Source organism: Peribacillus sp. N1 (assembly GCF_054600815.1).
Genome location: NZ_BAAHZO010000111.1, coordinates 1 through 236, shown reverse-complemented (window position 1 = coordinate 236; position 236 = coordinate 1). Strand labels below are relative to the sequence as shown.

The window sequence follows — 236 nt, the reverse complement described above, 5'->3', positions numbered from 1 at the left end:
AATAACGAAATCATTAATATTACTGGACATCATGATTCCGTCGCAGGAGAACCAGGAGCGAATGATGATGCAACAGGAACATCCGACACCCTTCAACTTGCACGTGTACTGAAGAAACTTCCTACAGATACGGAAATTCGTTTCGTCACCTTTGGGGCAGAGGAAAAAGGATTGCTGGGTTCACAGCATTATGTGAGCAATCTCCCTGATCATGATATCAAGCGGACCATTGCCAA

The 236-nt window shown here is 44.5% G+C and carries 1 protein-coding gene; it reads left to right on the top strand.

The features are described 5' to 3' along the window. Positions 1-236, top strand: a 236-nt coding sequence (locus ACYP5M_RS26750) for a M28 family peptidase (protein WP_459735753.1), incomplete at both ends; no start/stop codon positions are given.